The organism is Streptomyces sp. TRD_SC_5 (assembly GCF_056836825.1).
Genome location: NZ_JBWZZS010000001.1, coordinates 3,970,353 through 3,990,930 on the forward strand (window position 1 = coordinate 3,970,353; position 20,578 = coordinate 3,990,930).

The following is a 20,578-nucleotide window of genomic DNA, read 5'->3' on the forward strand; positions in this document are numbered from 1 at the left end:
TATTACTCAGTTACGTTATCTTTGGTGGATGACGTCACTCGACCATGCCCTCAGCCAGGAGCGGGCCTTCCACGACCTCTGCCGCGCAGCCCTGACCCGGATGACCGAAGGCGCCGGTGAACAGGTCGTCACCGGCGAGGACGTCTCCGCCTCCGGCGCCGACGCCGAAGCCCTCGGCTTTCATCTGCGCTCACACGCCAAGGAGTTGAGGGAGGAGCCCGAGAGCCCGCTCTTCTTCGGGCGGCTGGACCTCACGGACGGCAGGAGTCACCACATCGGCCGCCGCCGGATCGCCGAGCACCCCGCCGATCCGCCGCTGGTCATCGACTGGCGCGCCCCCGTCTCCCGCGCCTTCTACCAGGCGAGCGCCCGCGACCCGCAGGGCGTACTGGTGCGCCGGCGGTTCGGCTGGGCGCCGTGGAGCAAGGGGGCGTCAAAGGATCTGACCGGACTGGAGGACGAGCGGCTCGCGGAGGGGGAGCAGCTCGCGTCGGGGGAGCAAAACGACGTCGTACCGAAGAGCGGCATCCTCGCCGATGAGATCGAACGGCCACGCGTCGGCCCGATGCGCGACATCGCCGCCACCATCCAGCCCGAGCAGGACGATCTCGTACGCTCCGGACTCACCGAATCCGTATGTGTGCAGGGCGCCCCGGGCACCGGCAAGACGGCCGTCGGACTGCACCGCGCGGCGTACCTCCTCTATACGTATCCGCAGCGCCTCAAGCACAGCGGGCTGCTGATCCTCGGGCCCAACCGGACCTTCCTCTCGTACATCTCCGAGGTGCTGCCCGCCCTGGGGGAGGGTGCCCGTCGTGGAGCGACTGAGTGTCACTGGCGGCAGTCGACTGTCGACGACGAGATCGGGCGTCATCCCGTGCGCGCCGAGGACAGCCCCGCTGCCGCCGCCGTCAAGCACGACGCCCGCATGGGGCCCGTGCTCCACCGGGCCCTGTACGGGCGGGTGTCGGCGCCCGCCGAGGCCGTCGCCGTGCCCGACGGCTCGTACCGCCGGCGGATTCCGCTCGGCGAGCTGGAGCGGATCGTCGAGGAGGTACGAGCCGAGGCGCCCCCGTACGCCGTCGGCCGCGAGCGCGTCCGCACGCGCGCCGTCCGCGCGCTCCAGCTCCAGGCCGAGCGGCGCGCCGGGCCGCTGGGCAACGAGTGGCTGCGGCGGATGGGGCGGTCCCGGGCGATCGGGGCATTCGTCGACTCGGTGTGGCCGAAGGTCCGGCCGGAGGACGTCGTCGCCGCGGTGCTCACCGACCCCTGCGACCCTCTCCTCACCCCGGAGGAGCGGCGGGCGATCCGCTGGGCGCAGCCGCCGCGCTCCTGGAGGAGTGCCAAGTGGTCGGCGGCGGACCTGCTGCTGATCGACGAGGTCGCCGGGCTGATCGAGCGCCCCGAAAGCTACGGCCACGTCGTCATCGACGAGGCGCAGGACCTCTCCCCGATGCAGTGCCGGGCGATCGCGCGCCGCGTCGCCTTCGGTTCGGTGACGGTGCTGGGCGATCTCGCGCAGGGCACGACGCCGTGGGCGGCTCGGACCTGGCCCGAACTCCTCGCCCACCTGGGAAAGGAAACGGCCGCCGTCGTGCCGCTGACCACCGGTTTCCGGGTGCCGGCCGCGATCGTGGAGCTGGCGAACCGGCTGCTCGCGTCGCTCGACGTCGACGTACCACCGGGCCGGTCGCTGCGTACGGACGGCGAGCTGGCGGTGCGTGAGGTGCGGGACGTGGTGGCTGCGACGGTCGACGCGGTACGGGCGGCCCTGGCCCGGGAGGGGTCGGTGGGCGTCATCGCGGACGCGGGCCGGGTGCGGGAGTTGCGGGAGACGCTGGACGCGGCGGGCATCGGGGAGATGCCCCGGTTGTCCGTACTCCCCGCCACGCTCGCCAAGGGCCTCGAATACGACCACGTCGTCGCCGTCGAACCGGCCGAGATCGCCGGTGCCGAGGACCGGGGCGCGCACAGGCTCTACGTGGTGCTGACGCGGGCGGTCAGCCGCCTCGATGTGCTGCACAGCCTTCCGCTTCCGGCGCAGTTGCTGGCCTGAGCCGCCACGGAAGGTCCGCATGTCCTCCGGGCTGCCCAGCGCCTGCTTCCACTCCTGCTCCAGCATCAGGTGCCAGCTGGTCGAGCGTCTCATCCGGCACGGGGTCGGGCTTCAGGCGGCGCATGGCGCGCATTGTGGGCAACGCGAAGTCGGGTCGGGCGACGGTGGCTTGAGCCGGAAGGCGGGAGCCGCCCGGGGGCCAGGGCCCCCGGGCGGCCCTCCGCCTCAGACGGCCGTACGCCGCAGCCGAACCACCGGAATGTCACGGGTGGTCTTCTTCTGGTAGCTCTCGTACGGCGCGAAGATGTCCACCAGGTGCGGCCACACCCGGGCCTTCTCCTCGGCGGAGAGCGTCTCGGCGCGGGCCGGGAACCGCTCGGTGCCGACCCGCAGTTGCACGTCGGGGTTGTCCTGGATGTTCAGGTACCACAGGGGGTGCTCGTCCGAGCCGCCCTTCGACGCCACGATCAGATGGTCGTCGCCGTCGCGCCCGTAGATCAGCACGGTGCGCCGGATCGAGCCGCTGCGCCGTCCGACGTAATCCAGCAGCAGGCAGGGTGCGCCCTGCATGGTGGTGCCCTTGGTGCCGCCGGACTCCTCGTACAGCTCGGCCTGCTCGGCCACCCAGCCGCTGGGGCTGAGCTTCACCGCACCGCTGCTGTCGCCACCGCCGTTTACCTGTGTCACGTCTGCTGTCACCTGTGCTGCTCCTTCTCGCCGTATCGCTGTCTGGTCGTATCGCTGTCTCGTCGTAGTGCCGGACATCTCCAGGGTCACCCCTGGCGCCTCCGGTGACGCGAAATCACCCGACAGCGGGCATACGGGCAAAGAACATTCACCCCGATGACACGATCCGATATGCCGCCCGCGCCCGACGAACGCGCCTCGCTCGCCGCCTTCCTCGGGCCCGGCGCGACAGGGGCAGCGGGAGCCGTGTCAATCCGCTCTGGATCCTCCCGCACCTGAGCGAGAGACCGCGCGGTGCAACGGCCACCTCATGAGCGTGCTTTGCGAGTCCAACCGGCGGCGAGGCCTCCTTCAGGTGCCGACGTACGCCGCGAGGTGCTCACCGGTGAGGGTGGAGCGGGCGGCCACCAGGTCGGCGGGTGTGCCCTCGAAGACGATCCGGCCGCCGTCGTGGCCGGCGCCGGGGCCGAGGTCGATGATCCAGTCGGCGTGTGCCATGACCGCCTGGTGGTGCTCGATGACGATGACCGACTTGCCGGCGTCGACGAGCCGGTCGAGCAGGCCGAGCAGCTGCTCGACGTCGGCGAGGTGGAGGCCGGTGGTCGGCTCGTCGAGGACGTAGACGCCGCCCTTTTCGCCCATGTGGGTGGCCAGCTTGAGCCGCTGCCGCTCGCCGCCGGACAGCGTGGTGAGCGGCTGGCCGAGGCTGAGGTAGCCGAGCCCGACGTCGGCGAGCCGGTCGAGGATGCGGTGCGCGGCCGGCGTGTGCGCCTCGCCGGCGCCGAAGAACTGCTCGGCCTCGGTCACCGACATCGCGAGCACCTCGCTGATGTCGCGGCCGCCGAGGAGGTGGTCCAGTACCGACGCCTGGAACCGCTTCCCCTCGCACTCCTCGCAGGTGGTGGCGACGCCGGCCATCATCGCCAGGTCGGTGTAGATGACGCCGGCGCCGTTGCAGTTGGGGCAGGCGCCCTCGGAGTTGGCGCTGAACAGCGCCGGCTTCACGCCGTTGGCCTTCGCGAACGCCTTGCGGATCGGGTCGAGCAGACCGGTGTACGTCGCCGGGTTGCTCCGTCGCGAGCCGCGGATGGGCGCCTGGTCCACCGACACGACGCCCGCCGGGGCGGGGATGGAGCCGTGCAGCAGGGAGCTCTTGCCGGAGCCGGCGACCCCGGTGACGACGCACAGTACGCCGAGCGGGATGTCGACGTCGACGTCCTGGAGGTTGTGGGAAGCGGCCCCCCGGATCTCCAGCGTGCCGGTGGGCTTGCGCACCTCCTCCTTGAGGGTGGCCCGGTCGTCGAGATGGCGGCCGGTGACGGTGCCGCCGGCCCGCAGACCCTCGACGGTGCCCTCGAAGCAGACGGTGCCGCCCGCCGAACCGGCGCCGGGGCCGAGGTCGACGACGTGGTCGGCGATCGCGATCGTCTGCGGCTTGTGCTCCACGACGAGCACCGTGTTGCCCTTGTCCCGCAGTCGCAGCAGCAGGTCGTTCATCCGCTGGATGTCATGGGGGTGCAGCCCGATGGTCGGCTCGTCGAACACGTAGGTGACGTCGGTGAGCGAGGAGCCCAGGTGGCGGATCATCTTGACGCGCTGCGCCTCGCCGCCCGACAGCGTGCCCGACGGCCGGTCGAGCGAGAGGTAGCCAAGACCGATCTCCACGAACGACTCGAGGGTCTGCTGCAGCGCGGCGAGCAGCGGCGCCACCGACGGCTCGTCGAGGCCGCGGACCCATTCGGCCAGGTCGCGGATCTCCATCGCGCAGGCGTCGGCGATGCTGACCTTCTTGATCTTCGACGACCGGGCCCCCTCACTGAGCCGGGTGCCATCGCACTCGGGGCAGGTGGCGAAGGTGACCGCTCGCTCCACGAACGCCCGGATGTGGGGCTGCATCGCCTCCTTGTCCTTGGAGAGGAACGACTTCTGGATCTTGGGGATGAGTCCCTCGAAGGTGAGGTTCACGCCCTCGACCTTGACCTTGGTCGGCTCCCGGTGGAGGAAGTCCTGCATCTCCTTCTTGGTGAACTTGGCGATCGGCTTGTCCGGGTCGAGGAAACCCGACTCGGCGTAGGTCCGCACGGTCCACCAGCTGTCCGACTTCCAGCCGGGGATGGTGAACGCGCCCTCGGCGATCGACTTGGAGTCGTCGTAGAGCTGGGTGAGGTCGATGTCGGAGACCGTGCCCCGGCCTTCGCAGCGCGTGCACATGCCCCCGGTGCGGTTGAAGGTCGCCTTCACCGCCTTCTTGGCGCCACGCTCGACGGTGATCGCGCCGGTTGCCCGGACCGAAGGGACGTTGAAGGCGAACGCGCCGGGCGGGCCGATGTGCGGCTTCCCGAGCCGGCTGAACAGGATGCGCAGCATCGCGTTGGCATCGGTGGCGGTGCCGACCGTGGAGCGCGGGTCGCCGCCGATCCGCTGCTGGTCGACGGAGATCGCGGTCGTCAGCCCTTCGAGTACGTCGACCTCGGGCCGCGCCAGCGTCGGCATGAAGCCCTGCACGAAGGCGCTGTAGGTCTCGTTGATCAACCGCTGCGACTCCGCGGCGATCGTGCCGAACACCAGCGAGCTCTTGCCCGAGCCGGAGACGCCGGTGAACACCGTCAGCCGGCGCTTCGGGATCTCGATGCTGACGTCCTTGAGGTTGTTCACGCGCGCGCCGTGCACACGGATCAGATCGTGACTGTCGGCAAAGTGCAGCGCGGGCGACTGCGTGTCCGTCCTGTTGGCCGTACTCATCGTCTCTCCATCTGTTACGCGGGTCTGTTACGCGGGTCCCGCCTTCGCGGTCCCCGTCGGCGTCGCCTGGCTCGATAGATCTGACCAATTTTGGGGCAGTACGTCCGATTGTCCTTCGCTTCGGTCCGTGAAGCCCGGCCGCCCGCAGAAGAAGAACGACCACCGAAACCGTCTCCAGGTGGTCACGCTAGTTGCGGCCCGGGGCTCCGCGCTTCTCGATTCCTGATCGGTCCGGCCACCTGTTTTCGACGGCATCCGGCGGCTGCGCGTACTTACGGCCGACCCGCTCAGCGGTTGTGCGGGGCTACCAGGCCGGATTCGTAGGCGAGGACCACGAGTTGGGCGCGGTCGCGGGCCCGGAGCTTGGTCATGGCCCGGTTGATGTGGGTTTTTGCGGTCAGTGGGCTGATCACCATGCGGTCGGCGATCTGGTCGTTGGACAGGCCCTGCGCGACCAGGGCGACGGCTTCGCGTTCGCGGCCGGTCAGGCACTTCAGCTCCGTTCCGGCGCCGGTGTGGAGCGGCTGGGCGACGTACCGGTGGATGAGCTTGCGCGTGATCGACGGTGCGAGCAGGGCGTCACCGCGCGCGGCGACACGTACGGCGTGCAGGAGGTCTTCCGGCACGATGTCCTTGACGAGGAATCCGGCGGCCCCGGCCCGCAGCGCGTTGAGGACGTATTCGTCAAAGCCGTAGTTGGTCAGGATGACGACGTGCACCCGGGCCAGGGCCGGGTCCGCGGCGATGAGCCGGGTCGCCTCGATGCCGTCGACGACCGGCATCTGGATGTCGATGAGCGCGACGTCGGGCAGGTGCTCCTGCGCCAGAGCCAGGCCCTCCTTCCCGTCGCCGGCCTCGGCCACCACCTCGATGTCGTCCTCGAGGTCGAGGAGCGCGCGAAATGCGCTGCGCAGCAGCGGCTGGTCGTCGACCAACAGGACACGGATCACGAGGTCCGGTCCACGGGGAGTTCCGCGTGGACGGTGAAGCCGCCCCCGCTGCGTGGTTCCGCGCGCAGGCGGCCGCCGAGAGCGGTGACTCGTTCGCGCATCCCGAGCAGTCCGACGCCGGGTGTCGGAGCGGTGGCCGGCGAGGCCGTGCCGTCGTCATCGACTCGTACGGTGAGGGCGTCCGGACCGTAGTCGATCCGTACCGACGCCGTTGCCGCGGCGGCGTGACGGGCGATGTTGGTGAGCGATTCCTGAACGATCCGGTAGACGGTCCGGTCCACCGCTGCCGGCATGTCGTGCCGGTCTCCTTCGATCGTCAGCGCCGCGTCAAGGCCGGTCGTCCGGGCGTTTTCCACCAGCTCCGGTACGTCGTCGAGACCACGAGGCGGGGTCCTGTCGTCGTCGCGCAGCGCCTCCAGGGTCGCTCGCAGTTCGCGGGTCGCCTCACGACCGGCCTGCTGGATGGCCAGCAGGGCCTCCGGCACCCGTTCGCCACGCCTACGGGCCACGTGGACGGCGACTTCGGACTGCACCTTGATGATCGAGATCTGGTGGACGAGCGAGTCGTGCAGCTCCCGCGCGATGTGCAGCCGCTCCTCGTCGGCGCGGCGCCGCGCGGTCTCCTCCCGGGTGCGTTCGGCTTCGTCCGCCCGCCGTTCGGCCTGCCGCAGCGCTTCGCCCGCGGCGCCGGCCGCGATCAGCCAGGCCAGTTCGAGGGCGCCTCGGGCCTGCGCGAACGCCTCGCCGGTGTCCTGCAGGCCCGAGGCCAGGGCCGCGAGGGGGAGAGCGGCCAGCGTGGTCACGCTCGCCGCCACCGTGATGACGCGGTGTCCTGCCCGTACGGCGGCGTACACCGCGAACAGGAACGCGACGGCCGGCACGTCGAAACCGGCCGCCTGGTAACCCACCGCGCACAGGCCGGTGACGGCCAGGACGGGAACCGGAGCCCGGCGGCGCGCCGCCAGCCCCAGGCCGCCGGCCGCCAGCAGCGCGTAGCCGAGCAGGTCGAGGTCCGTGGCGGAGTGCTGCCCGGACAGCCCGGTGACCAGCAGCGTCGCTGCCACGCCGACGGCGATCGCCCAATCTGTTACACCGGCCGGGACACCGGGCCGTCCTGTGCTCATGGGCGCACCTTAGACGGATGCCGCCGCGGGCGAGTCCCGCTCGGGGACGAGCGGTTGCCTACCGCGCACGCAGTACTTGCGCGACGCCTGCGGCGTCCGCGGCAGCGCGAAGTGCATCCGTCCGCAGGACGATCGGCGGTGGGTCCGGCGGCGATGATCGGGCGACGTCCAGTCGTAGGAGAAGGAGCACCTCATGTCCGTCCGTCACCTGCTTGCCGCCGCCACAGCCGCCCTGCTCGGAGGTCTCGCGTTCGCCACACCAGCGGCCGCGCACTACTCGGCCCAGCCGGCCGCCGCCAGTGCTTACGCCATGAGCTCAGGGCGACTCGGGGCCGTCGTGGCCGCGCTGGTGGGGCTGACCGGCTTGGTCATGGGCGGGCTGGCTCTGGCCCGCTCCGCCGGTCGTATCGGCACCGGCAATGCGGGAAGCGCGGCCATCGTGGCCCTGGGGGCGGGGCTGATCGGCATGACCCTCGGCGGGCTGGTTGTGGCCACCTCCGACGGTGGTCTCGGCACCGGCAACGGGCTGGGCGGGGCCATCGTGGCGCTGGTGGTGGGGCTGATCGGCATGGTCCTCGGCGGGCTGGCTCTGACCCGCTACCGCCGCACCGGCTGACCGTTTCTTCATGGTCAGCGAAGCCTGCCGGTTGGCGGCAACGCGAGGACGGGCCGAGCGGGCTCCAGGGCGGCGCGGGTGCAGGCGCGATCCGCCGGTCCGGGCCGCATACCGCCCGGGTCCTGCGCTTCGAGTTCGTTGGTACTCAACCGACTTCCGGTGCGGCGCATGAGAAGTCGTACACGGCCCAGTCGGTAACCGGGGCGTATCCGATGCGTTGGTAGAGCTCGTTGCTGGTGCGGTTGGCAGGGTCCGCGTAGAGCACGACGTCCGTCGCGCCTGCGGCCAGCGCGGCCCTGCTCACCTCGACCGTTACGGCGCCCGCGTAGCCACGACCCCGAAGGTGGGCCGGGGTGTAGACGGGGTCCACCCGGACCATGCCGGCGACCATCGAGGTCACGGCCGCCATGGAGACGGGCGTGCCGTCCGGGGTCTCCCAGAACGTGAAGTGTCTGTCGGCGAAGCGCGAGTCGGCCCAGGAGCCGGCGTCCACGGCGGGTACTTCTCCGACGGCCTCGACGAACTCGCCGCACCAGCGCACGAGTTGCTCACGGTCCCGCTCGCCCACGACTCGACCCCGGCCCTCTGGGAGCGGCCCCGGTGGGGTGAGTGCGCCGAGACGGTACAGGCGGATCCGCTTGCCGAGTGTCGGCGCTGCGCCTGTGTGCCGCTGCCATGCCTCGGCGAAAGCAGTGGCGGTGCTGTGGTCCGCGCTGACGTACGGAAGGGAGTGCCCGAGGGCGGCCTTCGCTCCTTCGGCAGACCCAGCAACAGGCGTGCGGTGACGACGAGTCCAGGTATGGGCCCAACTGCGTGACGACCGATCCGCCGGAAGCAAGTAAGACTCGAAGGACACCGGATGTCCGCCGGGTGCGAGCGTGCGATGGAATTCGGCGAACACGCGGGGCAACAACTCCGGCGGTGTGTGGTGGGTGGAGTCGCAGGCAAGGATGCCGCCGAGACCGCTGTCCTGAATCGTCGGCGAGGTCATCGAGCCCACATCGAACCTCAGACTCGGACAGGCCTGCCGGGCCGGCTCGATCCGGGCGGCTGCAGAGGAGCAGATCCAGTGGGAAGCCGCAGGTATACCGGGAACGGAGACCTATCGTGCTCGGTCTCACCTCGCCCTGCCGCATGCCACCGACACTTTTGCAAGCAGGCGCTTGCAAAAGTTAGCGGTCATGGCGCACTATCGGGACATGGCATCACTCAACGTCGGCAATCTCGGCGAGTATCTGCGCGAGCAGCGGCGCACCGCGCAGCTGTCGTTGCGGCAGCTCGCCGATGCCGCGGGGGTGTCCAATCCGTATCTCAGCCAGATCGAGCGCGGCCTGCGCAAGCCGAGCGCGGAGATTTTGCAGCAGCTCGCGAAGGCGTTGCGGATTTCCGCCGAGACGTTGTACGTCCAGGCCGGGATCCTCGACGAGCGGGAGCGCGAGGAGCTTGAGACGCGCGCCGTCATCCTCGCCGACCCGTCGATCAACGAGCGGCAGAAGCAGGTGCTGCTGCAGATCTACGAGTCGTTCCGCAAAGAGAACGCGATGGACGCCGAACCGGATGCCCCTGAACCACCACCCTCGAATTGAACTGAGATCCGGGAGGACCACAGTCATGGCCATCACCGATGACCTGCGCAAGACCCTCACCGACCCGACTCCCCTCTACTTCGCGGCCGGCACCGCGGACCTCGCCGTACAGCAGGCGAAGAAGATGCCCGCCCTGATCGAGCAGCTGCGCGCCGAGGCTCCGGCGCGTATCGACGCTGTGCGCAACGCCGACCCGAAGGCCGTGCAGGAGAAGGTGTCCACGCAGGCCAAGGAGGCCCAGGTCACCGTCCAGGCCAAGGTCACCGAGGTGCTCGGCGCCCTCGACAACGACTTCAAGAAGCTGACCGAGCAGGCGCAGGACCTGGCGCTGCGGGGCGTGGGCGTGGCTGCCGAGTACGCGGTCAAGGCGCGTGAGACGTACGAGAAGGTCGCCGAGCACGGTGAGCAGAGCGTGAAGGCCTGGCGCGGTGAGGCGGCCGAGGAGATCAACGAGATCGCCGTCGCCGTCGAGCCCGACCCGGAGCCCAAGGCGGGCGAGGCCAAGGCGGAGGAGTCGAAGACCGTCGACGCCAAGGCCGCTCCCGCCAAGAAGACCCCGGCCGCCCGCAAGGCGCCGGCGAAGAAGGCCACGCCTGCTACTGAGAAGTAGGGCAAGCGGGGCGAGTAAGGCAAGCAGGGCTGTACGGGCGCGAGCCGGGCACCTTTATGGGTGTCCGGCCCGTTGTCCGGGTACCTTGGCCGCGAGGCGCTCATCCACTCTCTAGGCGGTGTACAGCATGTTGCTCTCGGGATTCGGCACTCTGTTGTCGTTGCTCAACCTCGCCATGCTCGTCCTCGCCGTGGTGGCGCTGTTCTTCGCCGCGACGGCCCGTGAGGACGCGTATCGCGCCACCGACAAGCAGACCAAGGTCTTCTGGCTGGTCCTTCTGGGCGTCACGGTCGCCGTGAACCTCTTCGTCCCGATGCTGTTCCTGCAGATCGCCGGTCTGGTCGCGACCATCGTCTTCATGGTCGACGTACGGCCCGCGATCAAGCAGGTCTCGGGCGGCGGCGGTGGCGGTGGCCGCAAGGGCGGCGGCAGCAGCAGCGACGGTCCGTACGGTCCGTACAACGGCGGGCGTTAGCCACCACGGCGGGCGCTGCCGCCGGGAACACGGCCGCGGCGCGCTGCCGGGCTGGGGCGGGCGGTGCTCAGCCCCGGTCCAGGAGCAGCAGCGCCACGTCGTCGGTCAGTTCACCGTGGTTGAGGTCCCGGGCCTCGGTCATCGCGGCCTCCAGCAGTGCCTCGCCCCTGAGTCCGGCCGCCAGCTGGCGGTTGATCATCTCGACCATCCCGTCCTGGCCGAGCCGCTGCTTCGACCCGGGCGGGCCGACATGGCCCTCTATCAGGCCGTCCGTGTACATCATCAGGCTCCACGAGCCGCCCAGCTCGACCTGCCGACGCGACCAGCGGGCGCGCGGCAGCAGACCGAGCGCCGGGCCTCCGTCCTCGTACGGAAGAAGCTGCGCGGCCCTGCCCTGGCGGGCTATCAGCGGTGACGGGTGGCCGGCCAGGCACAGCCCGGCCCGCCGTCCGTCCGGCGCGATGTCGACCGTGCAGAGCGTCGCGAAGATCTCCTCGCTCTCCCGCTCGTGCTCCAAAACCTGTTGGAGCGTCGAGAGCAGCTCGTCGCCGCACAGTCCCGCGAAGGTCAAGGCGCGCCACGCGATGCGCAGTTCCACGCCGAGGGCGGCCTCGTCCGGGCCGTGGCCGCAGACGTCGCCGATCATCGCGTGGACCGTGCCGTCGGAGGTGCGGACCGTGTCGTAGAAGTCCCCGCCGAGCAGGGCGCGCGAGCGTCCGGGCCGGTAGCGGGACGCGAACCGCAGGTTCGAGCCCTCCAGCAGCGGCGTCGGCAGCAGGCCGCGCTCCAGGCGGGCGTTCTCCTGGGCGCGCAGCCGCGACTCGGCCAGCTTGTGCTGCGCCGTGTCGGCGCGCTTGCGCTCGACGGCGTACCGGATGGCGCGGCTGAGCTGACGCCCGTCGAGCTCGTCGCGGAAGAGGTAGTCCTGCGCGCCGACGCGCACCGCCTCGGCGGCCCGCTCGGCGTCGGTCTCGGAGGTCAGCGCCAGGACGGCGTGCCGGGGCGCGAGGCGCAGCACGTGCCGCAGGGTGGCCAGCCGGTCGCCGTCCTCGCCCGAGGAGCCCGAGGAGCCTGAGGCGCTGGACGCGGCGGAGGAAGCCGAGGAAGGCCCCGGCAGGGCCAGGTCGAGCAGGATGCAGTGCACGTCGTCGGTGAGCAGCCGCTCGGCCTCGGTGAGGTTGCGGGCGGTGCGGATACGGACACGGGTGCCGGCGGCGTCGAGCAGCGAGGGCACGGTGAACGTCCCCGCCGGATCGTCCTCGATCACCAGCAGGGTGAGGTCGGTGCTGTTCGCGGACACGACGGGGGCGGCCGGGGCGGCGTGCTCTGCGGCTGCCGGAGCCGGTGCTGTGGCTCCTGTGGCTGCTGCGGTGTCCATGCTGCTCCCGGCCTGCTGTTTCGGCAGGAGGGCCTGACCGTGTTCCACGGCCGTGCTCTCGCGCTGCCGCGGTACGGGTACGGGCATCGGTTTCGGTTTCCTTCCCTCCCCCCGAGGGTGCGGCGGCACGACGATCGACGTTCCGCCAAACGGGGACCATAGCGTTACCCGGCGCCCCAACGGAATGCCGTACGGAAAGCCGGCCGGGGTCATATGCCGCCTCCCGCAACGCATCCGGGCGGATCGGCGGGGTGCCGGGTCATGACGAACATCACGCCCCGGGCCACCCGTACGGCCGCTTGCGACACCCAGCGCGACACCCAGCGCGACACCCCTTGCGACGTCCCTCGCGGCACCGGCTCGCGACCCCGCCCGCGCACGGCTCGGCCCGCCCCGCGGCCCCGGCTACTTGTCCGGACGTACGACGCCCAGAATCGGCATCGAACCGGCCCCCGCGATCGTCACGTCCCGGCCGGGGCGGGGCGCGTGCACCATCGCGCCGTCACCCACGTACATCCCGATGTGGCTGGCGTCGTCGAAGTAGACGATCAGGTCACCGGGCCGCATGTCCTTCACGTCGACGCGCGGCAGCCGCTTCCACTGCTCCTGCGACGTGCGCGGTATGCCGCGTCCGCCCGCGAGCCACGCCTGGGAGGTCAGCCCCGAGCAGTCGAAGGACCCCGGGCCCTCGGCGCCCCATACGTACGGCTTGCCGATCTGCGCCGTCGCGTACGCGACGGCCGCCTCGCCGCCCTTCGTCGCCTTGCCGCCGACGTCCTTCAGCGCGCCGGAGTCGAGCCAGGCGGTCTGTGCTTCGTACTGCGCCTCCTGCTCCATCTTGAGGAGCCGCTCGCGCTCCTCCTTCTCCAGCGTCGACTCGAGCTTCTCGGCGGCGGCGATCTGCTTCTTGATCTCCTTCTTCGCCGCTTCCTTCTTCTCGCGGTTGGACTCCAGCTTCTTCCACTGGGCGGTCGCGTCCTGGGTGTACGCCTCCAAGTCGGCCTGGGTCCGGGACAGTTCGCCCAGAAGCCCCTTGGCCGCCTGCTGGCCCTCACGGATCCGGCCCGCCCCGTCGAGGAAGTGCCGGGGGTCGCCGCTCAGCATCAGCTGTGCCTCGGGCGGCAGCCCGCCGTTGCGGTACTGGGCGCGCGCCTCGGCGCCCGCCTGCCTCTTCAGCTCCTTGATCCGCTGCTGGCCCTCGACGATCTCCTTGGCCAGCTTCACGATCTCGGACGACTGCTCGTCGGCGCGCTCCTCGGCGAGGTTGTACGCGTCCGTGGCCGCCCCGGCCTTGCGGTAGAGGGCGTCGATCTCGCTCCGTACCTCCTGGAGGCTCTGTTCGCTCCGGGGAGGCTCGGGAGGCTTGGGATCTGCGTACGCCTGCCCAGGTGCGGCCAGCACGGTCAGGGCGCAGACCAGCGCGATCGCGGTCGCGGCGCTGCGACGTCGGTTCACTAGCTCCCCCGGATCCCAGGTCCCACATCACATGTCCCGCATGTGATTTACCGTCAGTAACTTAAGTGCGCTGCGGTGATGCTGCCATGCCGTCCGTAAAAACGACAGAGGCCCCCGCCCACAGCTTTCTGACGAACGGACAGCTCGCCGTGTTCCCCTCACGCGCCACTCGTTCGGGAAGATCCGGATCGGTTTCAGCCGGTGCGCGGCTGGAGAGCGGCCCAGTTCACGGTGACTTCGCCCTGCCGCCACCGCCGCTCCCCGTCCGCCAGCGGCCAGTCCGCCGAGAGATCGCGTACGGCCTTGATCCAGCGCTGCCGGGCGCCGAGCGAGGCGTACGGAGCGGCCGCCGCCCACGCCCGGTCGAAGTCCCGCAGGAAGGCGTGCACCGGCTCGCCCGGCACATTGCGGTGGATCAGCGCCTTCGGCAGCCGCTCCGCGAGGTCGGACGGACGCTCCAGCGACCCCAGCCGGGTTGCGAAGGTGACGGTCCGCGGCCCCTCCGCCCCCAGCGCGACCCACACGTGCCGCCGCCCGATCTCGTCGCACGTCCCCTCGACCAGCAGCCCGCCGGGCGCGAGGCGCCCGCACAGCCGCGCCCAGACGGCGGCGACCTCCCCTTCGTCGTACTGGCGCAGCACATTCGCCGCCCGTATCAGGGAGGGGCGGCGGCTGTCCGGCAGAGGTATCTCGAAGCCGCCGTGCCGGAAGGCGAGGCCGTCGCGTTCGTACGGCTTCGCGGCGGCGACCCGAGCCGGTTCGATCTCGATGCCCACGACCTCGGCGGCCGGCGCGGCGGTGCGCAGCCGGCCGAGCAGCTCGACGGCGGTCCAGGGCGCGGCACCGTACCCCAGATCGACCGCCACGGGATCGCCGCTGCGGCGCAGCTCGGGGCCGTGTGCCGCGGCGATCCAGCGGTCCATGCGGCGCAGGCGGTTCGGGTTGGTCGTCCCGCGGGTGACGGCGCCCACAGGGCGCGAGGGGGAGGTGCGGGAGGCCATGAAGCGAGGGTAAGGGAGGCCGAGCGCCCGCTCGGGCCCGTAAAGGTTGAGGCAGCTGAAGTAATGATTTGGCAAAACGGAAATTGGAAGGGGTCATTCCGCTGTTTGCGGTGAACGGAGGGCCGACCCCGCGCCCTCTCAGGGCCATGCCCGTCATGCCCCGCAAGCCCAGCCATCCCCCGAGCGAGGAGGACCGTCGACGTGAGCCAGTACGTCTCCCGACTCGCCGGCACACTGGCGACGCCGCCCCGCCTTCGGCTGCCCGGCGGCCACCACCGCAAGCCGCGCCGGATCGCCATGCTCAGCGTCCACACCTCCCCGCTGCACCAGCCGGGGACCGGCGACGCCGGCGGCATGAACGTCTACATCGTCGAGCTCGCCAAGCGCCTCGCCGCCATCAACATCGAGGTCGAGATCTTCACCCGGGCGACCACCGGCGGCCTGCCGCCCAGCGTCGAGCTGGCGCCCGGCGTGCTGGTCCGCCATGTCGACGCGGGCCCGTACGAGGGTCTGGCCAAGGAGGAGCTGCCCGCGCAGCTCTGCGCCTTCACCCACGGCGTCATGCAGGCCTGGGCCGGTCAGCGCCCCGGCTACTACGACCTCGTCCACTCCCACTACTGGCTCTCCGGGCACGTCGGCTGGCTCGCCGCCGAACGCTGGGGCGCGCCGCTCGTCCACGCCATGCACACCATGGCGAAGGTCAAGAACGCCGCGCTGGCGGAGGGCGACACCCCCGAGCCGGCCGCGCGCGTGATCGGCGAGACGCAGATCGTGCGGGCGGCGGACCGCCTCATCGCCAACACGGCGGAGGAGGCGGACGAGCTGGCCCGCTTCTACGAGGCCGACCCCGGCAAGATCGCCGTCGTACATCCCGGCGTGAATCTGGAACGCTTCCGTCCGGCCGACGGCCGGGCGGCGGCCCGCGACCGCCTCGACCTGCCCCAGGACGCGATCATTCCGCTCTTCGCGGGCCGCATCCAGCCGCTCAAGGCCCCGGACATCCTGCTGCGCGCGGTCGCGGTGCTCCTCGACGAGGACCCGTCGCTGCGCTCGAAGCTCGTGGTGCCGGTGGTCGGCGGACCGAGCGGCAGCGGCCTGGCCAAGCCGGAGGGTTTGCAGAAGCTGGCCGCGAAGCTGGGCATCGCCGACGTCGTGCGCTTCCGCCCGCCGGTCGGCCAGGACCGCCTCGCGGACTGGTTCCGGGCGGCGTCGGTACTGGTCATGCCCTCGTACAGCGAATCGTTCGGCCTGGTCGCCATAGAGGCCGAGGCGTCCGGTACGCCGGTGGTGGCGGCGGCCGTCGGTGGCCTCCCGGTGGCCGTGCGGGACGGACAGACCGGCATCCTGGTCGAGGGTCACGATCCGGCCGGATACGCCCGTGCGCTGCGGCGTTTCATCGACGAGCCGGGCCTGGTGGACCGGATGGGCGCGGCGGCCGCCCGCCACGCGCAGTCCTTCGGCTGGGACACGGCCGCGTCCGCCACGGCCGACGTATACCTGGCCGCGATGCACGACCACCGCCGTCGCGTACGCTCGCACCATGGCTGACGCAGGGCAGATCGCGGGGCAGATCACCGAGACGCTTGAGCAGGCGCTGAAGGACGCGGAGCTGGAGTGGGAGAGCCCTGAGCCCGGCTCGTACGTCGTCAAACTGCCCGGCACCCGCAAGCTGTCCACGACCTGCTCACTGATCGTCGGCCGCCACTCCCTGTCGGTCAACGCCTTCGTGATCCGCCATCCGGACGAGAACGACGCGGCGGTGCATCGCTGGCTGTTGGAGCGCAATCTGCGTCTGTACGGGGTGAGTTACGCGATCGACAGCCTCGGCGACATCTACCTGGCCGGCAAGCTGCCGCTGGCGGCGGTGACCCCGGACGAGCTGGACCGCCTGCTGGGGAGCGTCCTGGAAGCGGCGGACGGCAGCTTCAACACCCTGCTGGAACTGGGCTTCGCGAGCGCGATCCGCAGGGAGTACGCGTGGCGGGTGTCGCGCGGCGAGTCGACGAGGAACCTGGAAGCGTTCACGAACCTGACCCAGGACCAAGGGCAAACGCAGGACGGAGCGACACCGCCTGCCTGACCGGAGCTCCTCCCCGCCCGGACGAACGGCCCCGCCTCCACGAATACACGTGGGAGGCGGGGCCGTTCGGATGTGGCGTGCGCGGCAGGTGGCCGGCTACGCCGGACCTCAGTCCTCGTCGTAGAAACCGTGGTGGCCGTTGTAGCCGTTGTCACCGTCGTGGCCGTTGCCGCCGTTGTCGCCGTGGTGACCCCGGCCGCAGGAGTGGGAGCCGCGGATCTCAGTGATGCCGTGGAGGCCGCCCACGTTGGAGAGGTAGAACTTCCCGCTCTTGTTCTTGCAGCCGTGGTGGCCGCCGGCGAAGGGGCCGTCGCCGTGGTGGCCGCCGGCGAAGGGGCCGTCGCTGTAGGGGGCGTTGCCGTGGGGACCGCCGTCGAAGTCCATGGTGGCAGCGGCAGCGGGGCCGGCTGCCATGAAGCCGGCAGCAGTGATGCCGACAAGGGTGATCGCGACGCGACGAAGCATGTTTCGCTCTCCTGTACGTACGTGACGGGTGAGGCCTGACGGGGTCTGACTTCACTCCATGTCCGCGTACTTGACGTCAGCACACGCCACGGGGTCATCCGGAAGGGGGAGGTGTCTGCATCCGATCGGTCGCACCCGCCCCCTTCCCCGCACCGCTTCCCCGTGGCATGCTCACCGCCGACGCACACCTGAACGTTGTTCACATACGTACATGGAGGCGGGTATGGGCATGGGTAGCGGTCAACGCGCCGTCAGCAGACGCGGCTTGCTCGGCAGCGCCATAGCCGTAGCCGTGGCGGCCAACACCGCACCCGCGTTCAGCGCCACACCCGTGAACAGCGCCCATAGGCACGCTCCCCCCACTCTCTGGCGGGAGTTCGCCGCCACGCCCTTCACCCACCCCCAGATCCCCTACGTCGGCCGGGCCGGCGCCCGCGCCGGGGCCATCCGCTTCCCCCGCCGTCCCGTCGTCACCAACGTCCTCGACCACGGCGCCAAGCCCGACGGCTCCGCCGACGCCGCCCCCGCCATCAACCGCGCCCTCGCCGCCGCGGGCGCCCGTGGCGGCGGCACCGTCCTCGTCCCGCCCGGCACGTACCGCATCGACGACGTCATTCGCATCGGCCACAGCGACGTCGTCCTGCGCGGCGCCGGAAGTACGCGCACCAAGCTGATCGCGACCAAGCACCTCACCGAGCTGATCGGCCCCTACGGCAGTCGTTACGGCGGCGACAAGTCGTCCTGGTCCTGGGCCGGCGGCCTCATCTGGCTCTGCCCGCAAGCGCGTTACGACTCCCTCACCACGGCCATCAGGGCCAGGGCCTGGCCCTTCGAGGGCTGGACCGGCAACAAGCGCGATGAATGGCGCACCCTCACCGCCGTCGCCCCCGCCGCGCGTGGCGACCGGACCGTCACCGTCCACGACCCCACCCGCCTGCGGCCCGGCCAACTGGTCCTCCTGCGCCTCGCCGACGACCCCGGCCACACCCTCCTGGCGCACATCGCCGGCGACGGCCCCGGCGCCCGGGCGTACCACTGGGACGACAAGACCAAGCTGACGAGTTACGTCCCGTACGAATGGCCCGTACGCATCACCCGCGTCACCGGCCGCAAGGTCACGCTCGAACGCCCCCTGCCCCTCGACATCCGCCCCGAATGGGACCCGCGCCTCACCACCCTCGCCACCCCGCTCACCGGCTCCGGCGTCGAGGGCCTCACCCTCGAAGCGGTCGAGACGCCGCAGGCCCCGCACCTCCTCGACGAGGGCCGCAACGGCGTCACCTTCCAGTGCGCCTACGACTGCTGGGCCGACGACATCACCGTCCGCCACGCCGACAACGGCTTCGGACTCGTCGCCGCCTCCGCCTGTACGGTCCGCCGCACCCGCGTCGAGGGACGCGGCTCGCACCACCCGTACTTCTGCCGGGAGGGCTCCCACGACAACCTGGTCGAGGACTTCACCATCGCCCCGCGCACCACACCCGCCCCCGCCGGCACCCAGCTGCACGGCATCAACGTCGAGGGCCTGTCCAGCTACAACGTCTGGTCGCGCGGGGTCATGCACATGGGCACCTTCGACACCCACCGCGGCATGCCGTTCGCCAACGTACGCACCGAGATCACGGTCAACAACAACGGCCGCCACGGCGGCGACGCCTCCGCAGGCCCGCTCTACGGCGCCCGCTTCACCCACTGGAACGTGACCGTCACCAACGCCCGCGCCGGCCTGGTCAAGATCGACACCATCGCCCCGTACAGCGCGACCGCAGGCATCAGCGAGGTCCGTGAATTCGACCAGACCGACGTCCCCGATTTCACCGGACCGCTGCACTCACGGCTCGAGGCGTACGGCGCCCCCGACGCCGTACACCCGCGCAACCTCTACGAGGCCCAGCGCGCCCTCAGCCGCTGACCTTCTCCCCGTCCGCCTCAGGAGCGGGTACGGGGGAGAGCGCCACCGGCGCGACAGCAGCCGCCGCCTGCCCTTCCGACTCCGCGAGCACCCGCCGCAGCCGCGTCGCGTACCCGGCAGCCGCCACGCACCCGACGACCCCGCACCCGATCCACAGCACGTCCGGGCCGGGCCCGCCCACGATCCAGCCCGCCAGGATCGGCGCGAGGAAACCGGCCAGCGACCAGGACATGCCCATCACGCCCTGGTACCGCCCCCGCGCGTGCTCCGGGGACAGCCGCGCGGTGGCGGCCGCGTTGGTCGGCACGTGCACCATCTCGCCGAGCGTCCACACCACCACGGTCACCGCGAACAGCAGCGGCGTCCCCGCCAGCGCGGTCGCCCCGGTCCCGGCGGCGAACAGCAACGAGGAGACGGTGAGCAGCGCGGCCGGCGACCGACGGTCGGTGATCTTGTTGACGAGCAACTGGAAGCCGACTATCACGACACCGTTGACCGCGATGACCACGCCGTACGCACTGGGCGCGAGGCCCTCCCCGGCCATGGTCAGCGGAAGTCCGACCCAAGGCGCGGTAAAGATGAGGCAGACGAGAAGGTTGAGCAGCACCAGCGTCCGGAAGGGCGCGTCCCGCAGCACTTCGAGCACGCTCACCTTCGCCTCGGCGACCGCCTCCTCGCCCTTGGCGAGCGGCGGGGCGACCGGCCGGGTCTCGGGCAACTTCAAGAAGACGATGACCGCGCACAGGACGGTCGCCGCCGCGTCCACCAGGAACAGCGTCCGGTAGCCGAAGACGATCGCCGCGCCGCCGCCGAGCGCGGCGATCGCGAAGCCGAGGTTGAGTGCCCAGTAGTTCAGGGCGTACGCGCGCCGCTGCTGGTGTTCCGGCACCAGGTCGGCGATGGTCGCGCCGATCGCCGGGCGCACCGTCTGCATGGAGACACCCATCAGGAGCACCACCACCGCGACACCGACCGCGCTGGTCACCACGGCGAGCGCCGCCGCGCCGGCCGCCGTACCCAGGTGCCCGGCGATCATCGTGGGCCGCCGCCCCCACCGGTCGGTGAGCATCCCGCCGAGCGGCGAACCGGCGACCCCGCCGAGCCCGTGCAGTGCGATCACGAGCCCCGCGTACCAGGCCGAATAGCCCAGCTCCTGCGTCAGATACAGCGACAGGAAGGTGAGCACGAAGGCGCCGGTGCGGTTCACCAGCGTCGAGGTCCACAGCCACCAGAAACCGTCGGGAAACCCCGAGACCGTCTCCTTCGCGGCACGTCTGAGCGCGGCCATGGACATACGTATCCCCCCAGGGACCTTCGGCGGCGGCGGTGGCGGACGCCTGTAAGCGGCTGATGCGGTATCCGCAAATTACAAGTGGGCGTGCTCCGCAGCCACTGAATTGACGCGAGCCGTCAACCGTCCGAGGCGTCCATTAGTCTCGTA

17 protein-coding genes and 2 pseudogenes are annotated in these 20,578 nt (G+C 70.9%); 8 read left to right on the forward strand and 11 right to left on the reverse strand.

Annotation, left to right across the window (positions count from 1 at the left end; translation table 11 throughout):
• Positions 1-28: 28 nt before the first annotated feature.
• On the forward strand, positions 29-2,056 hold the full coding sequence (locus AC1P0E_RS18520; protein ID WP_482743267.1) for a HelD family protein: 2,028 nt from the start codon (positions 29-31) through the stop codon (positions 2,054-2,056).
• Between the two features lie 40 nt (positions 2,057-2,096).
• Here AC1P0E_RS18520 and AC1P0E_RS18525 read toward each other — a convergent pair.
• From AC1P0E_RS18525 to AC1P0E_RS18545, 5 genes and pseudogenes are all read right to left on the reverse strand, one after another.
• Positions 2,097-2,189: pseudogene (locus tag AC1P0E_RS18525) on the reverse strand (nitroreductase family protein); the annotation flags it as partial.
• A 92-nt stretch (positions 2,190-2,281) separates the two neighbouring features.
• Entirely contained in the window at positions 2,282-2,755 is a 474-nt protein-coding gene (locus AC1P0E_RS18530) for a nitroreductase family deazaflavin-dependent oxidoreductase (protein WP_482743268.1), read from the reverse strand.
• 339 nt (positions 2,756-3,094) lie between these two features.
• Entirely contained in the window at positions 3,095-5,485 is a 2,391-nt protein-coding gene (locus AC1P0E_RS18535; RefSeq protein ID WP_482743269.1) for an ATP-binding cassette domain-containing protein, read from the reverse strand.
• Between the two features lie 287 nt (positions 5,486-5,772).
• A complete protein-coding gene (locus AC1P0E_RS18540) occupies positions 5,773-6,435 on the reverse strand; it encodes a response regulator (RefSeq protein ID WP_482743270.1) in 663 nt (220 codons plus the stop codon).
• The gene (locus tag AC1P0E_RS18545) at positions 6,432-7,559 is read right to left on the reverse strand and encodes a sensor histidine kinase (RefSeq protein ID WP_482743271.1); all 1,128 of its coding nucleotides are present in this window, start codon (positions 7,557-7,559) and stop codon (positions 6,432-6,434) included. The genes AC1P0E_RS18540 and AC1P0E_RS18545 overlap by 4 nt, the downstream gene beginning before the upstream one ends.
• 193 nt (positions 7,560-7,752) lie before the next feature.
• Here AC1P0E_RS18545 and AC1P0E_RS18550 point away from each other — a divergent pair, with 193 nt between their 5' ends.
• On the forward strand, positions 7,753-8,175 hold the full coding sequence (locus tag AC1P0E_RS18550) for a DUF6223 family protein (RefSeq protein WP_482743272.1): 423 nt from the start codon (positions 7,753-7,755) through the stop codon (positions 8,173-8,175).
• 145 nt (positions 8,176-8,320) lie between these two features.
• Here AC1P0E_RS18550 and AC1P0E_RS18555 read toward each other — a convergent pair.
• A pseudogene (locus AC1P0E_RS18555) lies at positions 8,321-8,920 on the reverse strand (GNAT family N-acetyltransferase); the annotation flags it as partial.
• 454 nt (positions 8,921-9,374) lie between these two features.
• Between AC1P0E_RS18555 and AC1P0E_RS18560 the strand changes: the two are divergent.
• The 3 genes from AC1P0E_RS18560 to AC1P0E_RS18570 all read left to right on the forward strand — a co-directional run bounded on the left by AC1P0E_RS18560 (position 9,375) and on the right by AC1P0E_RS18570 (position 10,846).
• Complete coding sequence (locus AC1P0E_RS18560) at positions 9,375-9,761, forward strand: helix-turn-helix domain-containing protein (protein WP_482743273.1); 387 nt, start codon at positions 9,375-9,377, stop codon at positions 9,759-9,761.
• A gap of 25 nt (positions 9,762-9,786) precedes the next feature.
• Complete coding sequence (locus AC1P0E_RS18565) at positions 9,787-10,371, forward strand: hypothetical protein (RefSeq protein WP_482743274.1); 585 nt, start codon at positions 9,787-9,789, stop codon at positions 10,369-10,371.
• 127 nt (positions 10,372-10,498) lie between these two features.
• Positions 10,499-10,846, forward strand: coding sequence for a DUF2516 family protein (locus tag AC1P0E_RS18570; RefSeq protein ID WP_482743275.1), 348 nt, complete (start codon positions 10,499-10,501; stop codon positions 10,844-10,846).
• Between the two features lie 67 nt (positions 10,847-10,913).
• On the opposite strand, the gene AC1P0E_RS18575 is transcribed toward AC1P0E_RS18570, so the two are convergent.
• The 3 genes from AC1P0E_RS18575 to AC1P0E_RS18585 form a co-directional block, all read right to left on the reverse strand.
• Positions 10,914-12,224 carry a PP2C family protein-serine/threonine phosphatase gene (locus tag AC1P0E_RS18575; protein WP_482745801.1) on the reverse strand — a complete coding sequence of 437 codons (1,311 nt, stop codon included), beginning with the start codon at positions 12,222-12,224 and terminating at the stop codon, positions 10,914-10,916.
• 405 nt (positions 12,225-12,629) lie between these two features.
• On the reverse strand, positions 12,630-13,679 hold the full coding sequence (locus AC1P0E_RS18580) for a C40 family peptidase (protein ID WP_482743276.1): 1,050 nt from the start codon (positions 13,677-13,679) through the stop codon (positions 12,630-12,632).
• Between the two features lie 194 nt (positions 13,680-13,873).
• Positions 13,874-14,680, reverse strand: a complete 807-nt coding sequence (locus AC1P0E_RS18585) for a class I SAM-dependent methyltransferase (protein WP_482743277.1) — start codon at positions 14,678-14,680, stop codon at positions 13,874-13,876.
• Between the two features lie 201 nt (positions 14,681-14,881).
• Here AC1P0E_RS18585 and mshA point away from each other — a divergent pair, with 201 nt between their 5' ends.
• Together mshA and AC1P0E_RS18595 are read left to right on the forward strand one after the other, a co-directional pair.
• Positions 14,882-16,228, forward strand: coding sequence for a D-inositol-3-phosphate glycosyltransferase (mshA, locus tag AC1P0E_RS18590; RefSeq protein WP_482743278.1), 1,347 nt, complete (start codon positions 14,882-14,884; stop codon positions 16,226-16,228).
• On the forward strand, positions 16,221-16,760 hold the full coding sequence (locus AC1P0E_RS18595; RefSeq protein ID WP_482743279.1) for a type III secretion system chaperone family protein: 540 nt from the start codon (positions 16,221-16,223) through the stop codon (positions 16,758-16,760). The genes mshA and AC1P0E_RS18595 overlap by 8 nt, the downstream gene beginning before the upstream one ends.
• Positions 16,761-16,868: 108 nt before the next feature.
• On the opposite strand, the gene AC1P0E_RS18600 is transcribed toward AC1P0E_RS18595, so the two are convergent.
• A complete protein-coding gene (locus tag AC1P0E_RS18600; RefSeq protein WP_482743280.1) occupies positions 16,869-17,225 on the reverse strand; it encodes a hypothetical protein in 357 nt (118 codons plus the stop codon).
• A gap of 223 nt (positions 17,226-17,448) precedes the next feature.
• Here AC1P0E_RS18600 and AC1P0E_RS18605 point away from each other — a divergent pair, with 223 nt between their 5' ends.
• Positions 17,449-19,137 (forward strand): glycosyl hydrolase family 28-related protein, encoded by a 1,689-nt coding sequence (locus tag AC1P0E_RS18605; protein WP_482743281.1) that lies wholly within the window; start codon positions 17,449-17,451, stop codon positions 19,135-19,137.
• Here the strand turns inward: AC1P0E_RS18605 and AC1P0E_RS18610 are convergent.
• Positions 19,127-20,425 carry an MDR family MFS transporter gene (locus AC1P0E_RS18610; protein WP_482743282.1) on the reverse strand — a complete coding sequence of 433 codons (1,299 nt, stop codon included), beginning with the start codon at positions 20,423-20,425 and terminating at the stop codon, positions 19,127-19,129. The genes AC1P0E_RS18605 and AC1P0E_RS18610 overlap by 11 nt on opposite strands.
• Positions 20,426-20,578: the final 153 nt, after the last annotated feature.

What these genes read in the sequence shown, in the direction of transcription:
- AC1P0E_RS18610 (WP_482743282.1), bottom strand. Translation starts at nt 20,425, where the DNA reads ATGGCCGCGCTCAGACGTGCCGCGAAGGAGACGGTCTCGGGGTTTCCC.
- AC1P0E_RS18545 (WP_482743271.1), bottom strand. Translation starts at nt 7,559, where the DNA reads ATGAGCACAGGACGGCCCGGTGTCCCGGCCGGTGTAACAGATTGGGCG.
- AC1P0E_RS18575 (WP_482745801.1), bottom strand. Translation starts at nt 12,224, where the DNA reads ATGGACACCGCAGCAGCCACAGGAGCCACAGCACCGGCTCCGGCAGCC.
- AC1P0E_RS18570 (WP_482743275.1), top strand. Translation starts at nt 10,499, where the DNA reads ATGTTGCTCTCGGGATTCGGCACTCTGTTGTCGTTGCTCAACCTCGCC.
- AC1P0E_RS18595 (WP_482743279.1), top strand. Translation starts at nt 16,221, where the DNA reads ATGGCTGACGCAGGGCAGATCGCGGGGCAGATCACCGAGACGCTTGAG.
- AC1P0E_RS18520 (WP_482743267.1), top strand. Translation starts at nt 29, where the DNA reads ATGACGTCACTCGACCATGCCCTCAGCCAGGAGCGGGCCTTCCACGAC.
- AC1P0E_RS18550 (WP_482743272.1), top strand. Translation starts at nt 7,753, where the DNA reads ATGTCCGTCCGTCACCTGCTTGCCGCCGCCACAGCCGCCCTGCTCGGA.
- AC1P0E_RS18535 (WP_482743269.1), bottom strand. Translation starts at nt 5,485, where the DNA reads ATGAGTACGGCCAACAGGACGGACACGCAGTCGCCCGCGCTGCACTTT.
- AC1P0E_RS18605 (WP_482743281.1), top strand. Translation starts at nt 17,449, where the DNA reads ATGGGCATGGGTAGCGGTCAACGCGCCGTCAGCAGACGCGGCTTGCTC.
- AC1P0E_RS18600 (WP_482743280.1), bottom strand. Translation starts at nt 17,225, where the DNA reads ATGCTTCGTCGCGTCGCGATCACCCTTGTCGGCATCACTGCTGCCGGC.
- AC1P0E_RS18585 (WP_482743277.1), bottom strand. Translation starts at nt 14,680, where the DNA reads ATGGCCTCCCGCACCTCCCCCTCGCGCCCTGTGGGCGCCGTCACCCGC.
- AC1P0E_RS18560 (WP_482743273.1), top strand. Translation starts at nt 9,375, where the DNA reads ATGGCATCACTCAACGTCGGCAATCTCGGCGAGTATCTGCGCGAGCAG.
- AC1P0E_RS18565 (WP_482743274.1), top strand. Translation starts at nt 9,787, where the DNA reads ATGGCCATCACCGATGACCTGCGCAAGACCCTCACCGACCCGACTCCC.